This is a genomic window from Aliidongia sp. (genome assembly GCF_035943795.1).
Taxonomy (GTDB): domain Bacteria; phylum Pseudomonadota; class Alphaproteobacteria; order ATCC43930; family CGMCC-115725; genus Aliidongia.
Genome location: NZ_DASZBY010000121.1, coordinates 1 through 22,961, shown reverse-complemented (window position 1 = coordinate 22,961; position 22,961 = coordinate 1). Strand labels below are relative to the sequence as shown.

The window sequence follows — 22,961 nt, the reverse complement described above, 5'->3', positions numbered from 1 at the left end:
AGGCGGGGCGTTGGCGGACGGCGCGTTCTGCGCCGTAAGCTCGGTCAGCGGAACCGGGGCGAGACCGAGTGCCGTCCTGGTCGGCGCATCCAGTTGGCCGTTCGGTGTGATCCCGTTCGCCTGCTGGAAATTGCGCAGCGCCCCGCTGGTCGCAGGCCCCCATCGTCCATCGATATTGTTGCGCACGTAGAAGCCCTGGTCGTGCAAGCGCTGCTGCGTCCGCAAGATCAGGTCGCCCTCCGCCGCCCGCTCGGCATCCGGTCCCGTCGCGACCCGCCAGACCCCGTCCGGATCGAGGCAGGCGACGCCTTCGACCGGTTGGTTCTGCCCGTCGATCACGGCCTGGGTGTTCACGGACCGGCAGGCGCGGGCCGCCTGGTTCGCGCCCTGCGCCGCGGGTCGCCGGTGGGGACGGTCGCAACCTTCGACCGATCGGCCGGCATACCCGCCGGCGAGCGCCCCGCCGACGACACCAAGCCCGGTCATCAGGCCCTTGCCGGCACCGCCGCCGAACTGGCTGCCCAGCAGGCCGCCGCCGGCCGCACCCGCGAGGCTGCCGATGACATTGCCCTTGGACGTGCTCAGCGGGCCGCCGCCGCAGTCCTGGGCGGCCGCACTATCGGGATGCAGAAGAGCCAGTCCCAGGAGGATGAGCGCCGCGATCGCAAGGCGGCCGAACCTGACAGATGGCCTCATAAGAACTTTCATGGTCGCCTCCGCTTGATCGCTCAATGTTCCGCAAACGCCTGAGAAGCGGAAAATGCACCACCGCGAGGCCGCGGAGGGAATCAAAGGAGAGGCATTTTGCGCGACGCGCTCAAGGCGTCGGCACTGGGCGCCGGCCGATCGCCTCGATTTCGATGAGGTAGCCATGATGCAGACCTGGCACCGGAACGACGGAGCGCGCGGGTCGGGACGCACCGAACATGTCCGCGTAAATCCGGTTGAACGCGGGCCAATTCTCCACGCCGACCAGATAGGCGGTCACCTTGAGGACGTCGGCGAGACCACATCCCGCCTCGGCCAGGATGGCCTGCAGATTGGCGATCGCCTGCCGGGCCTGCTCCTCGAAGGGGCGATCGACGGTGTGGCTACCGTCCTGGCGCTGCCCGAGTTGCCCCGACGCGAAGACCAGGTCGCGCCACGCAGTCCCCTGCGCATAATGGCCGGCCGGCGTCGGGACGGCCGACGTGGCGATACGCTCGATCGCGTCTGACATGGCAATCACCATCCGTTGATGCGGGGCCAGGCGGCGGCGACGCGGCCAGCGGCATCCAGCACGTGATATCGGTCGTGTTGCGCGCCCGTGGCGCAGGCGTGGTTCGGCAGTATGCGCACGCGGGCATCGAGGGGCAAATCCGGCAAAGACGCGGTCGAGCCGGGGCGTACCGCGACGATGCCATGCTCCTGGTTGGCGTCGAGGACGATCAGGTCGCCATAAGGCTTGCCGTCCAGGTCGCAGACGATGCCATAGCCTTGATCCACGGCCTGCCGGGCCGTGCCGCGATCGCGCGACAGCGCCATCCAGCCGGCATCGACGATGATCCAGCCTTTCTGGCGCTGATGCCCGATCACCGTCGACAGCACCGAGACCGCGATATCCTCGAGCGCGCAGGTGCCGACGCCCATCTGGAACAGGTCGCCGAGCATAAACACGCCGGCCCGTACCTCCGTGACGCCGGCGAGGCTCCGGGCGAAGCGGGCGGTCGGGGTCGACCCGACGCTGACCATGGGACACGGCAGGGCCGCCCGCCGCAGCGCATCCGCTGCCGCGACGCCCGCCATTCGCTCGACCTCGGCCGCGTCGGCGATGGCATCGGCCTGGTCCAGGCGGTAGCTGTCGCCGGCATGGAGCAGCACGCCGCGCAAGGCGGCACCGCCGTCCACCAGCCGGCGACCGATGGCGACGAGCAATGCCTCGTCGCCGGGAGTGATACCGGAACGGTGCCCGTCCGCGTCGACCTCGATCAGGACGGGCAAGGGGTCGCCGTTGGCTTTCACCCAGGCGGCGACCGCGTCGGCCTGGTCGAGGCTATCGAGGATCAGCGCGAGATCCACGCCCCACTGGCGCCGGATGGCACCGACCCGGTCGAGCTTTCCAGGCGCGATCCCGACACCATAGATCATGTCCATGACGCCGCCCTGGGCGAAGAACGCCGCTTCGCGCAAGGTCGAGACCATCGCCGGACCGCCGGGCGTCGTCATGGCGATCCGGGCGACCTCGAGACACTTGGCCGTCTTGAGGTGGGGACGGAACGTGACACCCAGCCCGGCAAGCCGGGCCTTCATCCGATCGACGTTCCGGCGAACCCGGCCTTCATCGAGAAGCAGGCAGGGCGTCGGCAGGGCGTCGACATCCATGCCGAGGGGCATCGATATGTCGCTATCGAGGGGCGACGACGTCGTCATGGTAGCTCTCGATCGTTAGCCGCAGGGTGCGACCAAGCAATAGCGCCTCGTTCACGCCGCCCAAAGCGTGATTTCGGTCCGAGCGCGTCGCCGAACGTCTAGCGATCCGCGACTTCCTGCAATTTCGGCGCTTTTGACAGCCCTCTCACCTGCCTGGCGACCCACGCCCTGGCACTCGACGCGTTGAACCGCTCGGGATTGAATATCCAGTATCGCTGTCCCCGGAGATCGTCGAACAGGTGTGTGTCCGCGATCATTCCCGGGCCGCGATACCCTGCGCGCACCAGCGCCCGCATGACCTCGGTGGAATGCTGGGCCAGGTAGCGGTGCGTATCGACGCCCTCGTCCCAGACGATGCCATCGAGTTCGAGAAGCACCAGCATTCTCGCCAGACGGTCTGGCTCGATGTCGAACGGGTCGGTCATGGGCGCACCTGGTCCGTGAGAGGCACGATGGGGTGAAGAGTCACCTTGCGGGAAATGTTCGCCCGGTCCTGCAACCCGCGTCCACAGCTTTCCGCTTTCAGCCCTGCAAGCGTCCGAATGTCCGACGGCTTGGGAAAATCTGCAGCGTGGGATTTATCGCACGAAGCGATCTCAGGAACCCAGCACGGGATTTTTTGCGGATGTTACCGACCCGCGATCAGGCGAGGGCCGACGTGCGCGCACACGGCCCGGGCGCCGTCGCGGACCTCGTACGATCCCGTCCAGCCACGACCCTCGGCGATCCTGCGCGCCGCGCCATCGTCGCAGGCGTCGAATTCTTCCGTTGCCGCAACGCGACCCAGGCGATCGAAATATACGAGTGTGTAAACCGACATGACCGATGTGCTTGCCCACTACCCCAAAGCTCGTGCCGGTCAACATTCCACCATCTTGAGATGGATCGAAGATGACAATGTTCGCGGCAAATGGGCCGTTCTCGGGGACGTTGAAGTTGATTGGGCGAATATAATGCCGACGACGTTAAAGCCCTGTGAATACGCGACCGCGCCAATTCTGACTTGGTGGCGTTCCCTTCGGGAGCGGCCGGGAACCATCGACTTGATCGAAGTTTGAATCGGCGACGGTGCCGGTCGCAAGCGACCGGCCGAAGCCCGCAGAGCGTCCGAGAGGGTACCATGACGAACGAACTCACCTGGGAACCGGCGGCGCAATGGCGGACGGCGATCCATGCCGAACACGCGCAGGCCGGCGACCATGAGCTGGTGGCGCTCCAGGTGGCGGCCGACGGCGGATGGCCGGAAGAATTCCGCTGGGAGATCCTGGGACCGCCCAATCACGAGACCCAACTGGCCGCAGGCCAAGCGGAGACGTTCGATCGGGCGAAGGCGGCAGCGCAAAGCGCGTGGCGAAAACTCGTCAGGGGCGACCTCGCGCCCCGGGCCTCGTAACCGCCCCTAGCGGATTCCGGCGCGCAGGAACGACTGCACGAACTGGCGCTGGAACAGCATGAAGGCGATCAGCAGCGGGCCGACGCTCAGCAGCGTCGCTGCCGTGATGATCGACCAGTCGATGCCCTGGTCGCCGGACGAGAAGATCTGCAGGCCCACCGTCAGCGGCCGCGAGGTCACCGAATTGGTCGCGATCAGGGGCCACAGGAAGTTGTTCCAATGGTAGCTGACGGAAACCAGGCCGTATGCCAGATAGGTCGGCTTGGCGAGCGGGATATAGACCCTCCACAGGATCTGCAGCGGCCCCGCACCCTCGACCCGGGCTGCGTCGTCGAGTTCCTTGGGCATCGACTTGAACGTCTGCCGCATCAGGAAGATGCCGAAGGCCGAGCCGAAATACGGCATGCCGATCGCCAGGATGGTGTCGATCAGGCCCATGTGCGCCAGGGTCTGGTAATTCTCGACGATGAGCACGTCGGGCATGATCATCAGCTGCAGCAGCACCAGCACGAAGGCGAGATCGCGCCCCGGAAAGCGGAAGCGGGCAAACGCGTAGCCGGCCAAGGTCGACAGGGTGAATTGCACCACGATGATCAGCGACACGAGCAGAAAAGTATTGAGGAAGTAGCGCGGAAAGGGTGCGGCCGCCCAGACGTGGCGGAAATTGTCGAAGGTCAGCGGCGCTGCGAGGTCGAACCGCGTCGCATCGCCGGCCGAATGGACCGATGCCCAGAACGCGTAGAGCAAGGGCAGCAGCCAGAGAATGCCCAGCACCCAGGCCGCGATGGTCTCGAGCCAGTTCTGGCTGGCGTATCGGGGCGGCGCGGTCATTGGTAATGCGCCCGGCGGTCGATGAACAGGAACTGGCCCAGGGCGGCGACCGCGAGCAGCAGCAAAAGGACCACCGACATGGCCGCCGCGTAGTTCGAGTCCCAATAGGTGAAGCCGGTCTGGTAGATGTAGTAGAGCAGCAGCATGGTCGCGTTGTCGGGGCCGCCCTTGGTCATGACGATGATGTGGTCGATCATGCGGAACGCGTTGACCACGGCGTTGATCAGGATGAACAGCGTCGTCGGCAGCAGCAGCGGAAATGTCACCCGCCGGAAATAATAAGTCCGCGAGGCGCCCTCGATCAGCGCGGCATCGGCCAGGTTGGGCGGCATGTTCTGCAAGGCGGCGAGGTAGAAGATCATGAAGAAGCCCGCTTCCTTCCAGATCGCCACCACGGTGATGCAGGCGAGTGCCGTCTCGCTGCTGCCGAGGTAGTTCATCTGGCCATAGCCGAACAGGCCCAGCACGTGGGCGACCGGCCCGATCTGCGGGGCGTAGAAGAAGATCCAGATGTTCGCCGCCGCGATCATCGGCAGCACGGTCGGCGTGAAATAGGCCATGCGCAGCAGCGACCGGCCGCGGATCTTGCCATTGACCCAGATTGCCATCAGCAGGGCCAGGCCGATCGAGGTCGGGATCGTGCCCAGCGCGAACAGCGCGTTGTTGCGCAGGGCCTGCCAGAAGATCGGGTCGTCGACCATGTCCTGGTACTGGTCGAGCCCGGCGAAGACCGAGGGGCGATGGGCCTGCCCGGTCGTGAAGAAACTGTCGAACAAGGTCGACAGCATCGGGTAGTAGGTGAACCCCGCCAGGAAAATCGCGGCCGGCAGGAACAACCCCCATCCGAGAAGTCTGCTTTGTCGTTCCTGCCGCATGATCGGTGCTACCGCTTTGTCATTGCTTCGAGTCAGTGCTGGTAGGGACGCAGTAGCCGTGTCGCCTCGGTCTGCGCCTTCTTCAGCGCCACCTCGGCCGTGGAGTTGCCGGTCACCACCGACTCGATCGCATCCTCGAGCGCCTTGGTGGTGCGCGATCCGTTGTGCGTGGAGAATTCAGCGACCGAATATTGCAGCTGATCCTTGGCGACGAGCGCCGGCGGGAAACTCTTGGCGTAGTCCTTCATCGCCTGGGTCTCCCAGGCATCCGGCCGCGGCGCTACATAGCCCGTGCCGATGCTCCAGCGCGCCGCCTGCTCGGCGCTGGTCATCCACACGACGAATTTCATCGTGGCCGCCAGCTGCTCCGGCGAGCTGTGCTTGAAGATGTACAGGCTGCCGCCGCCGGTCGGCGAGCCGCGATGCTTCTTTGCGGGCAGCAGGGCGACGCCGAAGTCGAACTTCGCATTGGTCCTGATGTTCGTGAGGTTGCCGGTCGAGTGGTAGAGCATCGCCGCACGGCCGGAGATGAAATCGTTCGGCGTCGTTCCGGTATCGAGCACGCCGGACGGCATGATGCCGTACTTGTGCGACAGGTCGCCCTCGAACTGCAGTGCTTCGATGGCCTCAGGGGTCGCGAGATAGGTTTCGGTCCCCTGGTCGTTCATCAGCTTGGCCCCGTTCGGCGTCGCCAGGCCCTGGTACAACCAGTGCGAGGTGACGCCCGACGGGATGATCAGCCCCCATTGCGAGACGTTGCCGGCCGCATCCTTCTGGGTCAGCTTCTTGCCGTCCGCGACCAGCTCGTCCCAGTTTGCCGGCGGCTTCTCCGGATCGAGGCCCGCCTTCTTGAAGGCGTCCTTGTTCCAATAGAGCAACTGAGTCGAGCGCTGGAACGGGATGCCGTACGTCTTGCCGCCGTCCTTGCCGTTCTGCATGAAGGCCGGGAAGAAGCCGCCGAGCCACGTCTTCTGCTCCGGCGTCTTTGCCAGATCGTCGACCGCGATGATCGCGTCTTCGTCGAGCAGCGTATACATGTCCGACGCCACCAGCACCGCCACCTGCGGCGGCTGGCCGCTGCGGTTGGCCGTGAGCGATTTCGTCAGGGTCTCGCCGTAATTGCCGGCATAGACCGGCTTCACCGTGATGTCCGGATTGGCCTTCTCGAAATCGGCGGTCATGCTTTCGATCAGCTGGGTCAGCGGGCCGTTGACCGCCACCGGATAATAAAACGAGATCTCGACCGCCCCGGCCGGCGTCGCCAGGCCCGCAGCTCCCATGATCAGGCCGATCGCCGCGGCCGCCCCGCGCCAGCGCATCGCCGCTTTCGCTTCCGTGAAACGCATGACCGTCCCTCCCCTTTTCTTCTTCAGTTGAGTGCGTGGGCCCGGGCCTGGTCCGAGCCGGACCAGTTGCTCCGCGGCAGCGTTCGCCCGGTCAGCGGGTCGAACAGATGGATGGCGTCTTCCCGCCAGGCGAGATGGACGCGGTCGCCGACCGCCGCCTTGACCCGACGATCGACGCGCATCAGCAGGCGCTGGGTGCCGGCCCGGCATTTGAGGACGGTGTCGGCGCCCAGATATTCGATCTGCTCGACCGCCGCCGGAATGCCGCTCTCGGCGAGGACGATGTCTTCCGGCCGCAGCCCCAGCGTAAGCGCGGATCGGCTGAAACCGACGATCCGGGGACCGGTCGTGCCGGCGATCGCCATGCCGGCGTCGCCGACGAGGGGCTCCAACGCCACCAGGTTCATCGGCGGCATGCCGATGAAGCGAGCCACGAAGGTGCTGGCCGGCGCCGCATACATGTCGCCGGGCGATGCGATCTGCTCGATCCGACCGCTGTTCAGCAGCACGACCTGGTCGGCCATGCTCATCGCCTCGACCTGGTCGTGGGTGACATAGACCATAGTGATGCCCAGCTTGCGCTGCAGCGCATGGATCTCGACCCGCATTTCCGCCCTGAGCTTGGCATCGAGGTTGGACATCGGTTCGTCCATCAGGCAGATCGGCGCTTCGGCGATGATCGCCCGGCCGATCGCGACGCGCTGCTGCTGGCCCCCCGACAATTGCCCGGGCTTGCGCGCGAGCAGATCGCCGAGGCCCAGCAGGCCTGCAGTGGCGTCGAGCCGTCTCTGCCGTTCCTCGCGCGGGACCTTGCGCACGTGCAGACCGAACACGATGTTCTCGCCCACGCTCAAATGCGGAAACAGCGCGTAGGATTGGAAGACCATCGCGATCTTGCGCTGGGACGGCGGACGCTCGGTCACATCCGTGCCGCCGATGAAGATGCGCCCCGCCGTCACCGTATCGAGGCCGGCCAGGATGCGCAGCAGGGTCGACTTGCCGCAGCCGGACGGTCCGAGCAGGACGGTGAGGCTGCCCTCCGGCGCCTCGAACGACACGTCGTCGAGGGCGGCCGTATCACCCCAGCGCTTGACGATATTCTCGATCCGGATCGCGGTCATCGCGGCCCCGTTTCGACCCGCAGGCCGGGGTAAGCGTCGAGGCGGGCCAGCAGTGCGGCATGGGTGGCCGGACCGCCCGCGACGATCTGGCGGCGGGCGATGAAATCGCCGGCGCCGGCAAAGTCTGTGACGATACCACCGGCCTCCCGGATCAGCAGGCTGCCGGCCGCCACGTCCCAGGCGTTCAGGTTCATTTCCCAGAAGCCGTCGAGCCACCCGGACGCGACATAGGCGAGGTCGAGTGCCGCGGCACCGGCCCGACGGATGCCGGCACAGCGCCGCATGACGTCGCGCAGAGAATCCATGTAGGCGTCGAAATACGACCAGTCGGTGAAGGGAAACCCGGTTCCGATCACCGCCTCGTCCAGCCCGTCGCGGACCGCCACCCGGATCGGTTCGCCATCGAGAAAGGCGCCGCCGCCCTCGGTCGCGGTGAACAGGTGGTCCTTCGCCGAATCCAAGATGACGCCCACCACGATCCGTCCGGCATGCCGCAGCCCGATCGAGGTGCAGTAATGGGGTATGCCGTGAAGGAAGTTCGTCGTGCCATCCAGCGGATCGATCAGCCAGGTGAACTCCGCATCGCCGTTCACTCCGGATTCCTCGGCGATGAAACCATGGTCCGGAAAGCGCGCCGCCAGCGACGCGATGATGGCGTCCTCCGCGTTCCGATCGACCTCGCTCACGAAATCGTTCGCCTTCTTGCGCTCGATCGTCAGCCGGTCGCGGTCGAGCGCGCCGCGACGGATGACCTCGGCGCCGGCGCGCGCCGCCGCGATCGCCTGGTCGAGGAACGCATCGAGCGCCGGTTCGCTGGCGGGCTGTGTCATGGCGACAGGCGGCCTCGTCATTTAAAGGGGAACGGGCCGTCGAAGGTCCCGATCGACAGCGTGTAGGTGAAGAGTGTCTGGCCGTTCCAGCGATGGATCTGGAATCCGGGCGGCTCGAGCGTGAAGCCTTCTTCGACGCCGGTGCGCAGATCGAGCGCCACTTGATGGGCGGCCCCAGGACAGGCGGAAACGATCGTCCCGCCGAACCGCGCCTGGATGGCCCGGTGCACATGGCCGCAAAGGATGCGCTCCACCTGCGGATGACGGCGGATGACGTCTTCCAGCGGACCCGGATCTTCCAGGCTGACCTCGTCGTAGTGCTTGAGGCCGGTGCGCAGCGGCGCGTGATGCATCATCAGCAGGGTTGGCTTGGATGGCGCCACGGCCAACGTGCGGTCCAGCCATTCCAGCTGCGCGGGCCGCAGTCGGCCCGGCGTCCGCCCCGGAATGCAGCTGTCGATCGCGACGACCCGGACCGGATGGTCCTCGATCGCGTACTGCACGAATTCGTCGCCGTGCGGCAGGTAAGCATGGTCGGCGAAGGCGCGATAGAACGCGTCGTGCCGGTCGTGGTTGCCGGGAATGACCCAGTAGGGCGCGCGCAACCCGGCCAGAATCTCCCGCAGATGCCGATAGGCCTCACGCTCGCCATGGTCGGCCAGATCGCCGGTGATCAGCACCATGTCGGGCTGCGGATCCAGGCGATTCAGATGGGCGATCGCCGCCTGCGCCATGGTGGCGGTGTCGACCCGCCCATAGGCCAGGCCGCCCTTGGGCATGACGTGAAGATCACTGATCTGGGCAACGATCACGGGTCGGCTTCCTCCTCCTGGCCTCGGGCGGTCGCTGACGGCCGCCCGGCATGTCCGGCGGGATTTCTGGTTGCCGGTTGAGTGAAATTCTGTACAGTCATTGATCAAATGTACAGAGAAACATTTATGACCTTGGAAGACCGCACCTCAAGCCTCGCCCGCCGTGCCGCCTGGCTCTGTTATGTCGAAGGCAAGACCCAGGTCGAGGTCGCCCGGCATCTCGGCCTGTCGCGCATCAAGGTCACCCGGCTGATCGCGCTCGCTCATCGCATCGGGGCGGTGAAGGTGTTCGTCGAAGGGGTGCCGGCCGAATGCATCGCGCTCGAGACGGTGCTGAAGCAGCGTTTCGGCCTGCGGTTCTGCCATGTGGCGCCCTGCTCCGACGCCCAGATCGGCACGTCCGAACTGATCCGGATCCTGGGCAACGCCGGGGCGGAATTCCTGCATCACCAGGTCGAGCAGAACCCGAAGGCGCTGGTCGGCATCGGCCATGGCCGGACCTTGACCGCCGTGGCGGAGGCGCTGCCGAAATACGCGCGCCCCAAGGTCACGTTCGTCTCGCTGCTGGGCAGCCTGACCCGCCGGGCCACGGCCAATCCGTTCGACGTCATCAACCGGCTGGCCGAGCGTCTGGGCTGCGAGGCCTATTTCGTGCCGGCACCATTCTTCGCGGATTCGGAGGAGGATGCGGCCGTGCTACGCAGCCAGAAGCTGGTCGATGCGGCGCTCGGCCTCGCCAAGAAGGCGGAGCTGGTACTGGTCGGCATCGGCAACCTGCGCAACACGCCCGAGATCTACGAGCCGGAGCGCAAGAGCCTCGCCAAGCTCGGCATCGTCGCGGAGATCCTGGGCCAGTTCCTCAATGCCGACGGCAAGGTGGTCGACTGCGACATGGCGCGCCGCTCGATCAGCCTGCGGCTCGATGATTTCAGCGGCAAGGAAGTGGTCGCCATCGCCGGGGGGATGGACAAGACCGACGCCATCACCGCCGTGCTGAATTCCGGCATGCTGGCCGGCCTGGTCGTCGACGAGCCGACGGCGGCGGCGCTGGTCGAACAGAACCCCGTCGTCGACATCCGGCGGCCGCGACACGGGCGCGGCGGCGACTGAACATGCCCGACCGCGACACCATCATCGCCCTCGACGCCGGCACCACGACGCTCAAGGCCGTCGCCTTTGCCTGGACCGGCGAAGAGCTGGCCGCCTGCAGCGCCGCCAATCGGCTGCGCTACGGCGGAGATGGGGCGGTCGAACAGGACATGGCGCAGACCTGGACCTCGTGCCTGGCGCTGTTGCATCGGCTGCTGGACGACCGCGCGGATCTGCGCAACCGCGTCGCCGCCCTGGCGGTGACGGGCCAGGGCGATGGAACCTGGCTGATCGATGCAGCGGGATCTCCGGTTGGACCGGCCCTGACCTGGCTCGACGGCCGCGCCGCCGAAACCATCCGGGCCCTGTCACCGGCGACGATCCATGACATCGAAGCGATCACCGGCACGGCCCTGAACCCGTCCTTGCAGAGCGTCCAACTCGCGTGGCTGCAGCGGCACCAGCCAGAGCGGCTGACGCGCAGTGCTGCGGCCCTGCATTGCAAGGACTGGCTGCATTTCCGGCTGACCGGCATGGTCGCCTCGGACCTGACCGAGACGATGTTCACCTATGGCGACGTGGCCGCCGGAACCCTTGATGGCCGGGTGGCCGATCTGCTCGGCATTCCAAAGGCGGCGCGGCTGGTTCCGGCGATGCGACGGCCCCTGGCCGATCGGGCAGCGCTCGACGGTGCCGTGGCCCGCGACCTTTCCCTACCGGAGGGCCTACCGGTCGTGCTGGCGCCGATCGACGTGGTCTGTAGCGCGCTCGGCGCCGGCGCGATCGACGGCAACGGCCTGCATGCCTGCTCGATCTTCGGCAGCGCCGGCGTGCATCTACGGCTGGAGCCTGGCTCCCCGGTCGTGCCCAACCCCGTCGCCGGCTACACTACGCATCTCGCCCCGGGCGCGCTCTCGGTCCGCTACCTCTCGAACATGGCGGCGTCGCTCAACCTGGACTGGCTCGACGAACTCGTGGCCCAGGCGGCAGCTCTGTTCGATGCCCATGGATCAGCGCAAAAATCCCGGACGGAGCGCTTGGCCGCGCTCGACCGGCTGGCCATGACCGGTCGGTCCGCGACGCTGCTGTATTTCCCCTACCTGTTTCCCGGCGGCGAACGCGCACCGTTCGTCAATCCGGATGCGCGCGCCCAATTCGTCGGATTGCGCCGCGACCACACGCTCGCCGACCTCGTCGTCGCGGTCTACGAGGGTATCGCGTTCGCCGCGAAGGACTGCCACCTGCGGCTGGGCCGGCCGTCGGAGATCCGCCTGTCCGGCGGCCTGGCGCGCAGCGAGCGGTTCCAGCAGATCCTGACCGATGTCCTGGGCGTGCCGACCCGCCATTGCTTGTGCGAGGAAACCGGTGCCGCCGGGGCCGCCATGGTCGCCGCCGTCAATCTCGGCTTCTTCGGCACGCTCGCCCATGCCGGCGACGCGTGGACCGGTTCCCGGTTGACGCCGCCCCGCCCGCCCGATCCGAAACGAAGCGGAACCTACGACACCATGTTCGAGATCTATCGCGCCGTCGCCACGGCCTCCAGTCCCGCCTGGTCGGCGTTGCGGCAGCTTGACGGGGGCACCCAGCCATGACCCTGCGCATCGCCATCGTCGGCGACCATGGAATGCACCCGGACTACTTCGCCGCCGCCCTTCGCCGCGTGATCGGCGAAGCCCCGGAGATCCGCACGATGGAACTCGGTTGGCCGGACGTGCCGATGATCCAGGCCCATCGGCCGGGCGTCGATCCCGACCACCTGCGCGGCTTGCGCGAATTCCTGGGCACGCCCGAGGAGGTGCTGGAGATCGCCCGGGGCTGCGCGGTCTTCATCACCCATATAGCACCGCTCAGCGGCGAAATGCTGGATGCTCTGCCCGATCTGAAGCTGATCGCGATCTCGCGTGGCGGGCCGATCAACATCGACGTCGCGGCGGCGCGGCAACGCGGAATCGCCATCGTCAATGCGCCCGGCCGCAACGCCAGCGCCGTCGCCGAATTCACCGTCGGCCTGATCCTGTCCCAGACGCGCAACATCACCCGGTCCCATGCCGACCTGAGTGCGGGACGCTGGCGGGGCGACCTCTATCGCATCGATCTGGTCGGCGACGAGCTGTGCGAACTCGTCGTCGGCCTGATCGGCTACAGCCACATCGGCCGGCGCGTGGCCCAATTGCTGCGGCCGTTCGGCTGCCGGATCCTGATCAGCGATCCCTATGTCGAGCTGAGCGCGGCCGACCAGGAGGCCGGCATCCAGAAAGTCGGGCTGGACGAATTGCTCGACCGCTGCGACGTGGTTTCGCTGCACGCGCGCGTGACACCGGAAACGCGAGGCATGATCGGTGCGCCGCAGATCGCGCGGATGAAGCGCAATGCCTATCTGATCAACACGGCACGGGGCGAGCTCGTCGACTACCGGGCGCTGGAGGCGGCGCTGGAGACCGGCCGGCTCGGCGGTGCGGCGCTCGACACGTTCGACGCCGAGCCGCCGGATCCGCGCGCCTCGCTGCTCGGCCTGCGCAACGTCACCCTGACGCCCCACATCTCCGGCGCCTCGATCAAGACCGTGCGCTATTCGGCCGAAATGATCGCCCGCGAGGTCGACCGGTTCCTCAAGGGCCAGCCGCTCGTCAATGTCTGCGGCTGAGCCGGCATGAGCGGCCTGTTCGCGGGCATCGATTTCGGCACGTCCGGTTGCCGGGGCATCGTGATCGACGGCACCGGCAAGCTGGTCGCCGGTCACGGGGAGCCGATGCCGCCACCTCATCGCAACGACGACAGCATCCGCCAGGATCCGGAGATCTGGTGGCAGGCGTTCCTGCGGGTTGCCGCGGCACTCGCGGCGCAGGTCGACCTGGCGGCCGTGCGCGCGCTCGCGATCGACGGCACCTCGGGCACCTTCACGCTGGTCGATCGCGACGGCAGGCCCGTCGTCGACGCGCTCATGTACAACGACACCAGCGGCCGGGCCGAGGCGGCGGCGATCCTCGCGGTCTGCCCGCGCGATAGTGCTGCCACCGGGAGCAGTTCGCCGCTGGCCCGGCTGCTGCACCTGCGGCGTCGTGAGCAGATCGACCTCGACGGGTTGCGCCTGCTGCACCAGGCCGACTGGATCGCCGGGCGCCTGGCCCAACGCTTCGACCGGTCGGACGAGAGCAACAGCCTGAAGCTGGGCTACGATCCGATCGCTCGGCGCTGGCCGGACTGGCTCATCGCCCTCGGCATACCGGCGGGGCTGCTGCCGACGGTCGTGCCCTGCGGCGCGCCGACCGGACCCGTCGGGCCGGCCGGACGCGCCCTGGGGTTTTCCGCCGATCTGCAGCTCGTCGCAGGCACGACCGACGGCGTCGCCTCGTTCCTCGCCACCGGCGCCGATATGGTCGGCGACGGCGTGACGGCGCTGGGCTCGACCCTGGTGATCAAGCAACTGTGCGCGCGGCCGATCTTCGCCGCCGAATACGGCATCTACAGCCATCGCATCGGCGAGCTGTGGCTGGCCGGCGGCGCTTCCAACGCCGGGGGCGCGGCGCTCGCCGCCCAGTTCGACGCGCCGACGATCGAGCGACTATCGGCGGCGATCGATCCCGATCGCCCGAGCGGGCTCGACTATTATCCCCTGGTCGGCCGCGGCGAGCGCTTCCCCATTGCCGATCCGGACCTGGAACCGCGCCTGTCGCCACGGCCGAAGGACGACGTCCTGTTCCTGCAAGGCATGCTGGAGGGCATCGCCGCCGTCGAGCGGCTCGCCTATCGCCGGCTGGGCCAGCTGGGCGCGCCGCCCTTGACCAAAGTGCGGACCGTCGGCGGCGGGGCCGGCAACGCCGCCTGGTCCGCGCTGCGCCGCCGGGCGCTCGGCGTCGATCTCCTGCCGGCGGCGCAGAACGAGGCGGCTTACGGCAGCGCACTGCTGGCGCTGCGCGCGGTCGAGGGGCGCTGAGCGATGCGGCTGCTGCACGGCCTGGCGCAGATCCTCGATCGCTTCGATGCCTGCCTCGTCGATCAATATGGCGTGCTACACGACGGCACCGCGATCTTTCCGGCTGCGGCAGACAGTCTCTTCGCTGTGACAGCAGCCGGCAAACCGGTCGTCGTGATCACCAATTCCGGCAAGCGGGCCGCGGAAAACATCGCCCGGCTGCAGCGTCTCGGCCTGCCGCGCGACGCCTTTGCCGACCTGGTGAGTTCCGGCGAACTCACTTGGCAGCTCCTGCGCGATCGGCCGGACGCGTTCTTTCAGGCTCTCGGACACCGATGCTTGCTCGTCGCGAGGCCGGGCGAGGCCAAGTTCTTTGACGGCCTCGCCATCGAGATCGTCGACCGGATCGAGCGCGCGTCCTTCATCCTGCTGTCCAGCATCGACCAGGTGGGCGACCAATCCGCGTTCGACGATCTGTTGCGCGATGCGGTACGCCGCCGTGTGCCGATGCTCTGCTCGAATCCGGATCTGCTGTCCGTGGTGCCCGGGGGCGCGCCCGTTCCGGGACCCGGGTCGGCCGCCCGCCGTTACGAGGAATACGGCGGCCTGGTCCGCATCATCGGCAAGCCCTATCCGGACCTGTTCGATGCAGCTCAGCGAAAGACCGGCATCCCCGATCGGTCGCGCATCCTGGTGATCGGGGATTCCCTGCACCACGACATCGCCGGCGGCCGCGACGGCGGCTTTACCACGCTGCTCGTCGCCTCGGGCGTCCATGCGCCGGACCTCATGCCCGGTGGCGTTCAGGTCGATCCGTCCACTCTCGCAGAGCTGTGCGACCGGGAGGGAATCATCCCGGACCACGTCATCAAGACCCTGGCGTTCTAGCCCGAGGACCCTCCAGCCCGAAGACGCCCCTCATAATGTCTCACTGCATCGAAGCCACGACTGGCCCGATCGGCCCAGGATGCGCGGCGATCCTTGGATCTGGATGACCGCCGTGACTTCATGCGGACAGGATCGGCGCGGCCAGGCGTTGAGATCGGGCACCGTGGCGTCGCGCCGCATCGATGAGGTCCGCCTTGTGGAAGGGTTTGCCGACATGCCCGTCCATGCCGGCCGCATGGCATGCCTCGATCTGGCCGCCTAGGATGTTGGCGGTGATGGCGACGATGGGCATCCGGGCGCAGGGGTGACTGAGGGCCCGGATGCGGCGCGTCGTCTCGAGCCCGTCGATGTCCGGCATCTGGACGTCGATGAACGCGAGATCGAAGGCGTGCGCCTGGACGAGCCCGATCGCTTCGGACCCGCTGGCGGCCTCGACGACCTCGCACCCGGCCGCCTCCAGCATCGCCCGGGCGATCTCGCGATTGATGGCGATGTCGTCGACCACGAGGATACAGCCACCGACCGGCCCGTCCGCGGCTGTCTTGCCAGGCTCGACGACAGGCTCGCACGACGGAAGAGGGACCTCGAACCAGAACTCGGATCCTGATCCGGGCGTGCTCTCGACACCGATCCGGCCACCCATCAGTTCGACGATGCGCTTGCTGATCGCCAACCCGAGCCCGGTCCCGCCATAGGTGCGGCTGATCGAGCCGTCGACCTGCGAGAAACGCTGGAAGAGCCGCTCGAGCCGCGCGGGGGGAATGCCGATGCCGGTGTCGAGCACGGCGAACCTCAGCCGAGGCCCGGTCTCGGCCTTCACGACGCTCACCTTGACCGTCACACACCCCGCCGCGGTGAATTTCGCCGCATTGTTGAGGAGATTGAGCAGGATCTGGCGCAGGCGGCCGTTGTCGCCCACGTACCAGCCCCGGGCACCGGGCGTGACCGCGATCTTCAGTGCGAGACCCTTGCGCTCGATGCTGTCGCGCACGATGTCGGCGCTGGTATGGAGCCAGGGCTCCAGGTCGAAAGGCTGGGGTACGAGTTCTATTTTGCCAGCCTCGATCTTGGAATAGTCGAGGATGTCGTTGACCACTGCCAGCAGGGACTGGCTCGCCTCGGCGATCAGCGCCACGCGCCGGCGGGTCTCGCCGGTCAGCGAGCCGTCTTCGCTCACGAGCTGGGAGAATCCGTAGATGCTGTTGAGTGGCGTGCGGAGTTCATGGCTCATGGTGGCCAGGAAATCCGCCTTGGCATTGGCCGCATCCAGCGCCTGGCGTTCCTTTTCCTGGAGCCCCAGCCGCAGCCTCGCCTGCTCGGCGACCGCGCCGGCGGAGACGAGTGCGGTGTAGAGGATGGCGAGAATGAAGACCTGGAACAACACGCGGCCGTCGTTGCCCGGCGCCGACAGGGGACCGAGCCTCGCCAGGGTGAGGCCAAGCGCCACCATGCTGATGATGATCGCCACGCCCGCCGCCCAACGGGGCCCCAGGCGGAAACTGATGGCGATCACGATCGGGAACAGCAGGAACAGCGTCGCGAATTCCTGCTGCAGCAGTACGGCGGTCGAACTGCCGATCGCCAGCAGCAGCAACCCGGCCGTCTCGGCCGGCGGTCGGTGGAAGAACGAGGTCTTCTCGGTCCGCCACAATACCGTGACGGCCGGAACCGTGATCACGAAGCCCAGGATCGCGTCGGTCATGGCGCGGATCAGCTGTGGCCAATCGATTTCGGGCTGCTGGCGAGACAGCAGCACGAGATCGAAGCCGCTGACGAAGACGAGCGGCAACATCACGCAGCAAAAGACGAAGCGCAGGAGCACCCCCACCTGGGTGAAGTCCGGCGCGGAACCGAGTTGGCGCCGCGTGAGCGCGGCGATCGCTGCAATCGTGGCCCAAAACGGGATGCAGTTAAGGGCGAAATCCTGAAAGGAACCGGCCGTCGGTGCCATCAGGAAAGACGCCAGCATCGCGATCGCGACGAGGCCGCAGAAGACGATTACCCGCCGAAGGTCCAGCAGGATGGTGAGCGCGCTCAGCAATCCCGCGACTGGCACGCAGGCCAAGGCGGTCCGCATCATGGCCATCTGATCGGTCGGCATGGCGTCGCCGCCCAGGGACGCCATGACGAGCATGACCGACGCCGCGAGACCCGCGATCGTACCTCCTAGTAAATTTTCCCGGTTGGCAAAACGCATTCCAAGCATCCGCTGGCTTCAGGAGACATGAAACGCCAGGGCGGATGAAAGCGGCGTAAAGAGTGGAGCAAGTCGGTGGGTCCGAAGTCGCAATCGGTGCCCCCTAATACGGGAACGTCATGTTTCGGGACTTTCGATCCGCATCCCACGAATAGACGACCTTCGTCGATTCTGCCTGACGCGTGCGCGCGCCGCGCTCGTCGAATCCTGCACGGATGTCGCCGTTCGAATGGATCTTCACGTATGAGCAATAGGCCGCGACCTGCGTATACATGTGCCGACTGCCCAAGGCGTCGTGCAGGCGGCCCGCAAAGGAGAACCAGCCGGTTACGCTATACGACAGCGTGCCTTTGGCATGAACGGCGACGGCAGACGCGGCTTGGCCCCCGGAATGGCAACCGACCAGATGGATCCGGCTGACGGGTCTCAGCGCGTCGCAGCCGGCGATGATCTCGGCCCAATCCTCGACCTCGAGGCCCCCGCCAAATCGCCTGGTGTCCGGATCGCAGTGGCCTATGATGTATAAAAGGGAATTGTCGGGTAATAGCGTGACGTTCCCTATAGCACCCAGGATCGTCGCTTTGTTCTCCTGCGCATCGCCCAGAGACGTCGGCGTCTTGGTATTTATTTGAAGAAGTTCGTTTCTCGCGAGCCCATTGGCACTGTAGTCGTAGCCGTTACTGAGAAGATTCGTTGGATCGGTGACGAATTTGTCGTGCAGGTCTTCTCCTGCATTCGTCTCGGCGCCGCTGTTACCTTCGATGACATTGAAAATGACGCGTGCCGCGTAGTTCCTGGGCATCGGTTCCACCCATCGTTGCCGACTGCCAGCGACAGCCGTCTCACGGAACGCTAGCACAACGCACTTTTAACGGGAACGAGCGATCGCAATGATAGGTCGAAGACGCCCTCACACGACCATCGATGACATCGCAGGCCGTTGGACGCGCAGGTCGGCGACCGTTTCGAGGCTCGCGCGCAACTCGACGCGAGTCGTGGCCGCGCCCAGACTGAGGCGGACCGCCTCGGGGGCCGCCGTGAGGGCGAAGGCATCGCTGACGACCACGGCGATGCCTGCCGAGCGCAATCGAGCCGCGAATTCGGCGCGGGTCCACGGCGGCTCGAGCGGCAGCCATAAATGGAAGCCTTCCGGATCAGCGTGGAAACCGCCGGCCGGCAGGATCGAGCGGGCGATCTCCTGCCGCGCGGCGGTTTCGTCGCGGATCGCGGCGATGACGGCCCGGGCCGTGCCATCCTCGATCCAACGGGTGGCGATCGCGGTCGTCAAGGGCGAGGCGATGGACGTGACCGCCCGGATCGCAGCCGTCAGGCGGGCTGCGGCGCGGCCGTCGGGCGGTACCAGATACGCCACGCGCAGCGCCGGCGAGAGGCACTTCGCCAAGCCCGCGACGTGGTAGACGAGGTCGGGCGCCAGGGCGGCGAGTGGCGGAAGCGAGTGGCGCGGCAACTGACCATAGGCATCGTCCTCGATGATGGGCACGCCATGGGCACGGGCGATGGCGACGATCGCCTCCCGCCGCGACAGAGACATGGTCGCCGTCGTCGGATTGTGCAGCGTCGGCGTGCAATAGAGCGCCTTCGGCCGATCCGTCCGGCAGGCCGCGTCGAACGACGCCGGGATCACCCCCTCGCCATCGATGTCCACGGCGGCGAGACGAAGCCGCAAATGCGCTGCGAGCGATCGAAAGCCGGGGTAGGTCAGGGCCTCGGCGCAGATCGTGTCGCCGGGGGCCGCCAGCAGCCCGGCCACCGCCAGCAGCGCCCCCTGGGCGCCGGGACAGATCAAGACGCGGTCGGGCGTGAGCGATGGAATCCGGCCGGCCAACCATGCGGCACCGGCGGCCCGATCGGCCAGCGCTCCGCCCGCCTCCTGATAGCGCAGCAGCAGATCGAGCCCCTGTGGCGTTTCGAGCGCGGCGATGCCCCGCCACATCCGTGCCGCGAGCGCCGCATCCTCGAAACGCGGCGGCAGGTTCATGCTCATATCGATGACGCCACCGGATATGGCCTCGCCAAGCCGCGGACGACCGGCCCGCACATAGGTGCCTTGCCCCACCCGGCCTTCGATCAGGCCGCGGCGACGGGCCTCCGCATAGGCCCGGGTCACCGTCGTGAAATCGATCCCCAGAACCACCGCCAGGCTGCGCTGGGTCGGCAACCGCGCACCCTCGGGCAGGGCTCCCGAGAGAATGTCGGCGGCAAGGGCGTCGGCGATCGCCAGATAGACCGGCCCGTCCGATTTGCGGATCGCCGGCACCCAGGAACGCACACCATCACTCTCGCCCATTGCATCCGGCCCTCGGTCGTCATATATGGATATTGTATGTTTATATAAATCCATGCAAGCGATCTATCGGCCCATACAATGGGGCGCCGTTTCGGCCCCGCATCAGGAGGAACGAATGCCCGCGACGAGAGGCGACAAGATCTTCGCCATCGGCATGACGGTCGCCATGCTGGTCGGCTTCATCGTGATCATCTTCCGCGCCATTGCGTTCTGGAACTACATCCCGGGCAGCCTCGACCCGGCCGGGCGCGTGCCGATGGTGCTGGGGATCGTCGGCATGCTGGTGCTGGCCTCGATCATCGTCGGCGTCTATTTCCATGGACGCCGCCAGGAGATCAGCGACGCCGAAGCCGAAGAGCGGGCGAACCGGGAACCTTGAGGGACGGGTATCCTCACCCGCTCAGCTTCCGGCAGCGCCGACCGTCATGCCGCCGCAGACATAGAGAACCTGGCCGGTGACGAAACCGCTACGCGCATCCAGCAGGAAGGCTGCCGCATTGGCGATATCGTCGGGCGTGCCGATGCGGCGGACCGGCACGGCATCGATGATCGCCCTGGTGCGTGGGCTGTCCGGCGGATTGGCCCGGTCGAACAGCTCGGTGCGGATCGGGCCGGGTCCGATCGCATTGGCCGTGATGCCATGTTCGCCAAGTTCCAGCGCCCAGACCTTGGCCATGCCGATCAGCGCCGATTTGGTGGCGGCATAGACCGTGCGCAATTCCTTGCCCAGCGCCGCGCGGGACGAGATGTTGACGACGCGCCCGAAGCGCGCGGCCTTCATGCCCGGCAGCAATGCCTGCAGGCATTGCAGGCTGCAGCGGATGTTCAGCGACACGGTCATGTCGAGATCGGCGAAACTCTGTTCCTCGACGGGGCCGGGCCGCACGATGCCGACATTGTTGACCAGCCGGGTGATCGGACCGCCACGCAGGGCTTGTTCCAGCGCCGCCGCGGTCGCTTCGGGATCGGACAGGTCGGCGCGAATCCCGTCGCCCTCTCGATCGATCACGATCGCCTCATAGCCTTCGGCGCGGCAACGGTCGGCCGTGGCGCGACCGATGCCCGACGCGCCGCCGGTGACGAGAACGCGCTCCTTGCTCATGGCCGGTCTTTCCTAAACGGTCGCGATCGGTGTCACCGGCGAGCCGACGGCTCCCGGCAGTCGCAGCGGCGGGGCGGTCAACAGGAAGCGCGACCGCCGATGGCCGCGCAGCCAGGTCGCGAGCGGGGTCAGATGCCACAACTCGCCCAGATGGATGCCGTTCTTGAACAGGCAATGCTCGTGCAGCGGCAGGATCGAACAGCAGGGATCGGCGCCCGGCGTCGCCGGCATGCCCTCGACCGCGTAATTGTCCGCCGCGATGACGGCGACGCCGCTCGACGAAATCCAGTCGAGCAGGCGCGCATCCCGACCATCGAGCACCGCGCAGGTCTCGTGCAGGACCTGCGGGTCGGGGGCCCGGCCCATCTCCAGGACACGCCGGGCGAAGCCGGTATGGAGGCACAGCATGTCGCCCGGTTCGACCACGACCGCGTCGGCCGCCATCACGGTCATCAGGTCCTCATAGCCGACATATTTGCGCGCATCGCCGAAATGGGCATGAAGATCGACCAGCACGCCGCGGCCCTGCACGCCATGGGCGGCCATGTTCTCGATGCCCAGCGCATGGGCGCCGGAAGTGCTGTCAGGCTTGATGGCATCCGAAACGCCGGCATCGACACCGTCGGTCGGACCCACCACGTCGATCCCGGCACGAAAGCCGTTGTAATAGACCCGCTCCGCCACACCGTCGCCATCGGCGTCGAACAGGCCGCCGACATGGGCCAGACTGTCCCACTGGGTCGAATATTGCAGCCACAGGATGGCCAGATCGTCATTGAACACATCGGTACCGTCGCTGCCGGCGATCACGCAATTGAAGTTGGGCCGCCCGTCGCGCACGGTCGGCCGCAGGATCGGTGGATGGCGCCGCGGGTTGAGCGCGTTGCCGCCGGGATAGTCGAGCGGCAGGCTGAGGCAGAAAGCGAGGCCCTCGGTTGCCTCGGCCAGGCCCTGGCGCAACTTCTCCCGGGTGATGAGATTGAGCCGGCCCCATTGGTCGTCCGGTCCGAAGTCACCCCAGTTCGACCCCTCTGGCCGCCGCTTCCATCGCGGGTTCGTCATCGGCGCTTCCTCTCCGTTCTCACAATACGGCTGGCGGTTGGTCAGAGCGCCGGCGGCGCCGTCGCCGTCGAGAGCGCGCTGTTCAGGTAGCGAGGATCGTCCGTGACCTCCCGACCGACCCACGGCGGCAAAAGGATCGCCTGCCCCACCTGATCCAACTCGACCTCGGCCATCAGCAGGCCGGCGAGCGGTCCCTCGAACTCGTCGACCGTCCAGAGCCGGCCGCCATGGTCGAGGCTGTGCCGACGCTTCGCGATCATCCGGCCGGTGCAGAATTGATGGAGCATCAGCGCGGCATGGTCGACCGGGATCGAATATTCGAACTCGGCCCGCATGCCGTCCTTGGGCGGTCCTTTGATCGTCAGGAACGCTTCCTGCGCCCGCAGGCGAACGCGGACCGAGCAGCCGTCCTGGATCGCGACATAGCCCTGGGAGATCTGCTCGACCTCAGCTCCCTGCCGCCATTCGTCGCCCACGACCAGGAATTTCCGCTCGATTTCCACGGGCGCCGGAGCGGACGGTTCGGGCTGCGGCATCGCGGATTTTCCTTGGGGTTCGGGTACGGCGGATCGACATTGCCGTACGGATTGGGAGCATCGACCCTGCCGCCAATCGTTCGCCGAGGCAAGGGATGCGGATCGGCAGTGTGGCTAGCTCGTGAAGTGTCCGGCGTACGTAGCTCGTGAAGTGACCGGTTTTATGTTGTGCCTGATTGGGGGGCGCGCATGGACCGGGCACGGCTCAACGAAGGCATACGCAGGATGCGATTTGAAGATTTGCTGGCG

The 22,961-nt window shown here is 66.8% G+C and carries 23 protein-coding genes; 7 read left to right on the top strand and 16 right to left on the bottom strand.

The genetic code is table 11. The annotated features are described in order from the left end of the window. The 4 genes from VGV37_RS24455 to VGV37_RS24440 all read right to left on the bottom strand — a co-directional run. Positions 1 to 708: peptidoglycan-binding domain-containing protein (locus VGV37_RS24455; RefSeq protein WP_326882405.1), on the bottom strand; the 708-nt coding region annotated here is incomplete at its 3' end. 109 nt (positions 709 to 817) lie between these two features. Beyond that, positions 818 to 1,231: a RidA family protein gene (locus VGV37_RS24450; RefSeq protein WP_326882404.1), complete on the bottom strand. Its 414-nt coding sequence runs from the start codon at positions 1,229 to 1,231 to the stop codon at positions 818 to 820. Further along, positions 1,225 to 2,409 carry an alanine racemase gene (locus VGV37_RS24445; protein WP_326882403.1) on the bottom strand — a complete coding sequence of 395 codons (1,185 nt, stop codon included), beginning with the start codon at positions 2,407 to 2,409 and terminating at the stop codon, positions 1,225 to 1,227. The genes VGV37_RS24450 and VGV37_RS24445 overlap by 7 nt, the downstream gene beginning before the upstream one ends. A gap of 98 nt (positions 2,410 to 2,507) precedes the next feature. Continuing rightward, complete coding sequence (locus VGV37_RS24440; RefSeq protein ID WP_326882402.1) at positions 2,508 to 2,834, bottom strand: hypothetical protein; 327 nt, start codon at positions 2,832 to 2,834, stop codon at positions 2,508 to 2,510. Between the two features lie 695 nt (positions 2,835 to 3,529). Here VGV37_RS24440 and VGV37_RS24435 point away from each other — a divergent pair. Then, on the top strand, positions 3,530 to 3,802 hold the full coding sequence (locus VGV37_RS24435; protein ID WP_326882401.1) for a hypothetical protein: 273 nt from the start codon (positions 3,530 to 3,532) through the stop codon (positions 3,800 to 3,802). A gap of 6 nt (positions 3,803 to 3,808) precedes the next feature. Here VGV37_RS24435 and VGV37_RS24430 read toward each other — a convergent pair whose 3' ends face one another. From VGV37_RS24430 to VGV37_RS24405, 6 genes are all read right to left on the bottom strand, one after another. Continuing rightward, positions 3,809 to 4,633: a carbohydrate ABC transporter permease gene (locus tag VGV37_RS24430; protein ID WP_326882400.1), complete on the bottom strand. Its 825-nt coding sequence runs from the start codon at positions 4,631 to 4,633 to the stop codon at positions 3,809 to 3,811. Then, positions 4,630 to 5,469, bottom strand: coding sequence for a sugar ABC transporter permease (locus tag VGV37_RS24425; protein ID WP_326882399.1), 840 nt, complete (start codon positions 5,467 to 5,469; stop codon positions 4,630 to 4,632). Before VGV37_RS24425 ends, VGV37_RS24430 begins: the two co-directional genes overlap by 4 nt. 71 nt (positions 5,470 to 5,540) lie before the next feature. Next, positions 5,541 to 6,854: an ABC transporter substrate-binding protein gene (locus VGV37_RS24420; protein WP_326882398.1), complete on the bottom strand. Its 1,314-nt coding sequence runs from the start codon at positions 6,852 to 6,854 to the stop codon at positions 5,541 to 5,543. 23 nt (positions 6,855 to 6,877) lie between these two features. After that, positions 6,878 to 7,975, bottom strand: a complete 1,098-nt coding sequence (locus tag VGV37_RS24415) for an ABC transporter ATP-binding protein (protein WP_326882397.1) — start codon at positions 7,973 to 7,975, stop codon at positions 6,878 to 6,880. Continuing rightward, on the bottom strand, positions 7,972 to 8,805 hold the full coding sequence (locus tag VGV37_RS24410) for an inositol monophosphatase family protein (protein ID WP_326882396.1): 834 nt from the start codon (positions 8,803 to 8,805) through the stop codon (positions 7,972 to 7,974). Before VGV37_RS24410 ends, VGV37_RS24415 begins: the two co-directional genes overlap by 4 nt. A gap of 17 nt (positions 8,806 to 8,822) precedes the next feature. Continuing rightward, positions 8,823 to 9,617, bottom strand: coding sequence for a phosphodiesterase (locus tag VGV37_RS24405; protein ID WP_326882395.1), 795 nt, complete (start codon positions 9,615 to 9,617; stop codon positions 8,823 to 8,825). A gap of 126 nt (positions 9,618 to 9,743) precedes the next feature. Here VGV37_RS24405 and VGV37_RS24400 point away from each other — a divergent pair, with 126 nt between their 5' ends. Genes VGV37_RS24400 through VGV37_RS24380 form a run of 5 tightly spaced genes read left to right on the top strand, consistent with a single transcriptional unit; the run spans position 9,744 to position 15,507 of the window. Next, complete coding sequence (locus VGV37_RS24400; RefSeq protein ID WP_326882394.1) at positions 9,744 to 10,727, top strand: sugar-binding transcriptional regulator; 984 nt, start codon at positions 9,744 to 9,746, stop codon at positions 10,725 to 10,727. 2 nt (positions 10,728 to 10,729) lie between these two features. After that, positions 10,730 to 12,298: an FGGY-family carbohydrate kinase gene (locus VGV37_RS24395; protein ID WP_326882393.1), complete on the top strand. Its 1,569-nt coding sequence runs from the start codon at positions 10,730 to 10,732 to the stop codon at positions 12,296 to 12,298. After that, positions 12,295 to 13,350, top strand: a complete 1,056-nt coding sequence (locus tag VGV37_RS24390; protein WP_326882392.1) for a 2-hydroxyacid dehydrogenase — start codon at positions 12,295 to 12,297, stop codon at positions 13,348 to 13,350. The genes VGV37_RS24395 and VGV37_RS24390 overlap by 4 nt, the downstream gene beginning before the upstream one ends. 6 nt (positions 13,351 to 13,356) lie before the next feature. Continuing rightward, complete coding sequence (locus VGV37_RS24385; RefSeq protein ID WP_326882391.1) at positions 13,357 to 14,640, top strand: FGGY-family carbohydrate kinase; 1,284 nt, start codon at positions 13,357 to 13,359, stop codon at positions 14,638 to 14,640. A gap of 3 nt (positions 14,641 to 14,643) precedes the next feature. Then, positions 14,644 to 15,507, top strand: coding sequence for a TIGR01459 family HAD-type hydrolase (locus VGV37_RS24380; protein ID WP_326882390.1), 864 nt, complete (start codon positions 14,644 to 14,646; stop codon positions 15,505 to 15,507). Positions 15,508 to 15,625: 118 nt separating this feature from the next. Here VGV37_RS24380 and VGV37_RS24375 read toward each other — a convergent pair whose 3' ends face one another. From VGV37_RS24375 to VGV37_RS24365, 3 genes are all read right to left on the bottom strand, one after another. After that, positions 15,626 to 17,704, bottom strand: a complete 2,079-nt coding sequence (locus VGV37_RS24375; protein ID WP_326882389.1) for a hybrid sensor histidine kinase/response regulator — start codon at positions 17,702 to 17,704, stop codon at positions 15,626 to 15,628. Positions 17,705 to 17,807: 103 nt separating this feature from the next. Continuing rightward, the gene (locus VGV37_RS24370) at positions 17,808 to 18,506 is read right to left on the bottom strand and encodes a hypothetical protein (RefSeq protein WP_326882388.1); all 699 of its coding nucleotides are present in this window, start codon (positions 18,504 to 18,506) and stop codon (positions 17,808 to 17,810) included. Between the two features lie 108 nt (positions 18,507 to 18,614). Then, the gene (locus VGV37_RS24365; protein WP_326882387.1) at positions 18,615 to 20,012 is read right to left on the bottom strand and encodes a PLP-dependent aminotransferase family protein; all 1,398 of its coding nucleotides are present in this window, start codon (positions 20,010 to 20,012) and stop codon (positions 18,615 to 18,617) included. A 115-nt stretch (positions 20,013 to 20,127) separates the two neighbouring features. On the opposite strand from VGV37_RS24365, the gene VGV37_RS24360 reads away from it, so the two are divergent. After that, positions 20,128 to 20,391: a hypothetical protein gene (locus tag VGV37_RS24360; protein WP_326882386.1), complete on the top strand. Its 264-nt coding sequence runs from the start codon at positions 20,128 to 20,130 to the stop codon at positions 20,389 to 20,391. Positions 20,392 to 20,412: 21 nt separating this feature from the next. Here VGV37_RS24360 and VGV37_RS24355 read toward each other — a convergent pair whose 3' ends face one another. From VGV37_RS24355 to VGV37_RS24345, 3 genes are read right to left on the bottom strand one after another with little or no spacing between them, the layout of a single operon-like run. After that, entirely contained in the window at positions 20,413 to 21,114 is a 702-nt protein-coding gene (locus tag VGV37_RS24355) for an SDR family oxidoreductase (RefSeq protein WP_326882385.1), read from the bottom strand. Between the two features lie 12 nt (positions 21,115 to 21,126). Beyond that, complete coding sequence (locus VGV37_RS24350; protein WP_326882384.1) at positions 21,127 to 22,176, bottom strand: cyclase family protein; 1,050 nt, start codon at positions 22,174 to 22,176, stop codon at positions 21,127 to 21,129. Positions 22,177 to 22,217: 41 nt separating this feature from the next. Next, entirely contained in the window at positions 22,218 to 22,712 is a 495-nt protein-coding gene (locus VGV37_RS24345) for a CYTH domain-containing protein (protein WP_326882383.1), read from the bottom strand. Between the last annotated feature and the right edge of the window lie 249 nt (positions 22,713 to 22,961).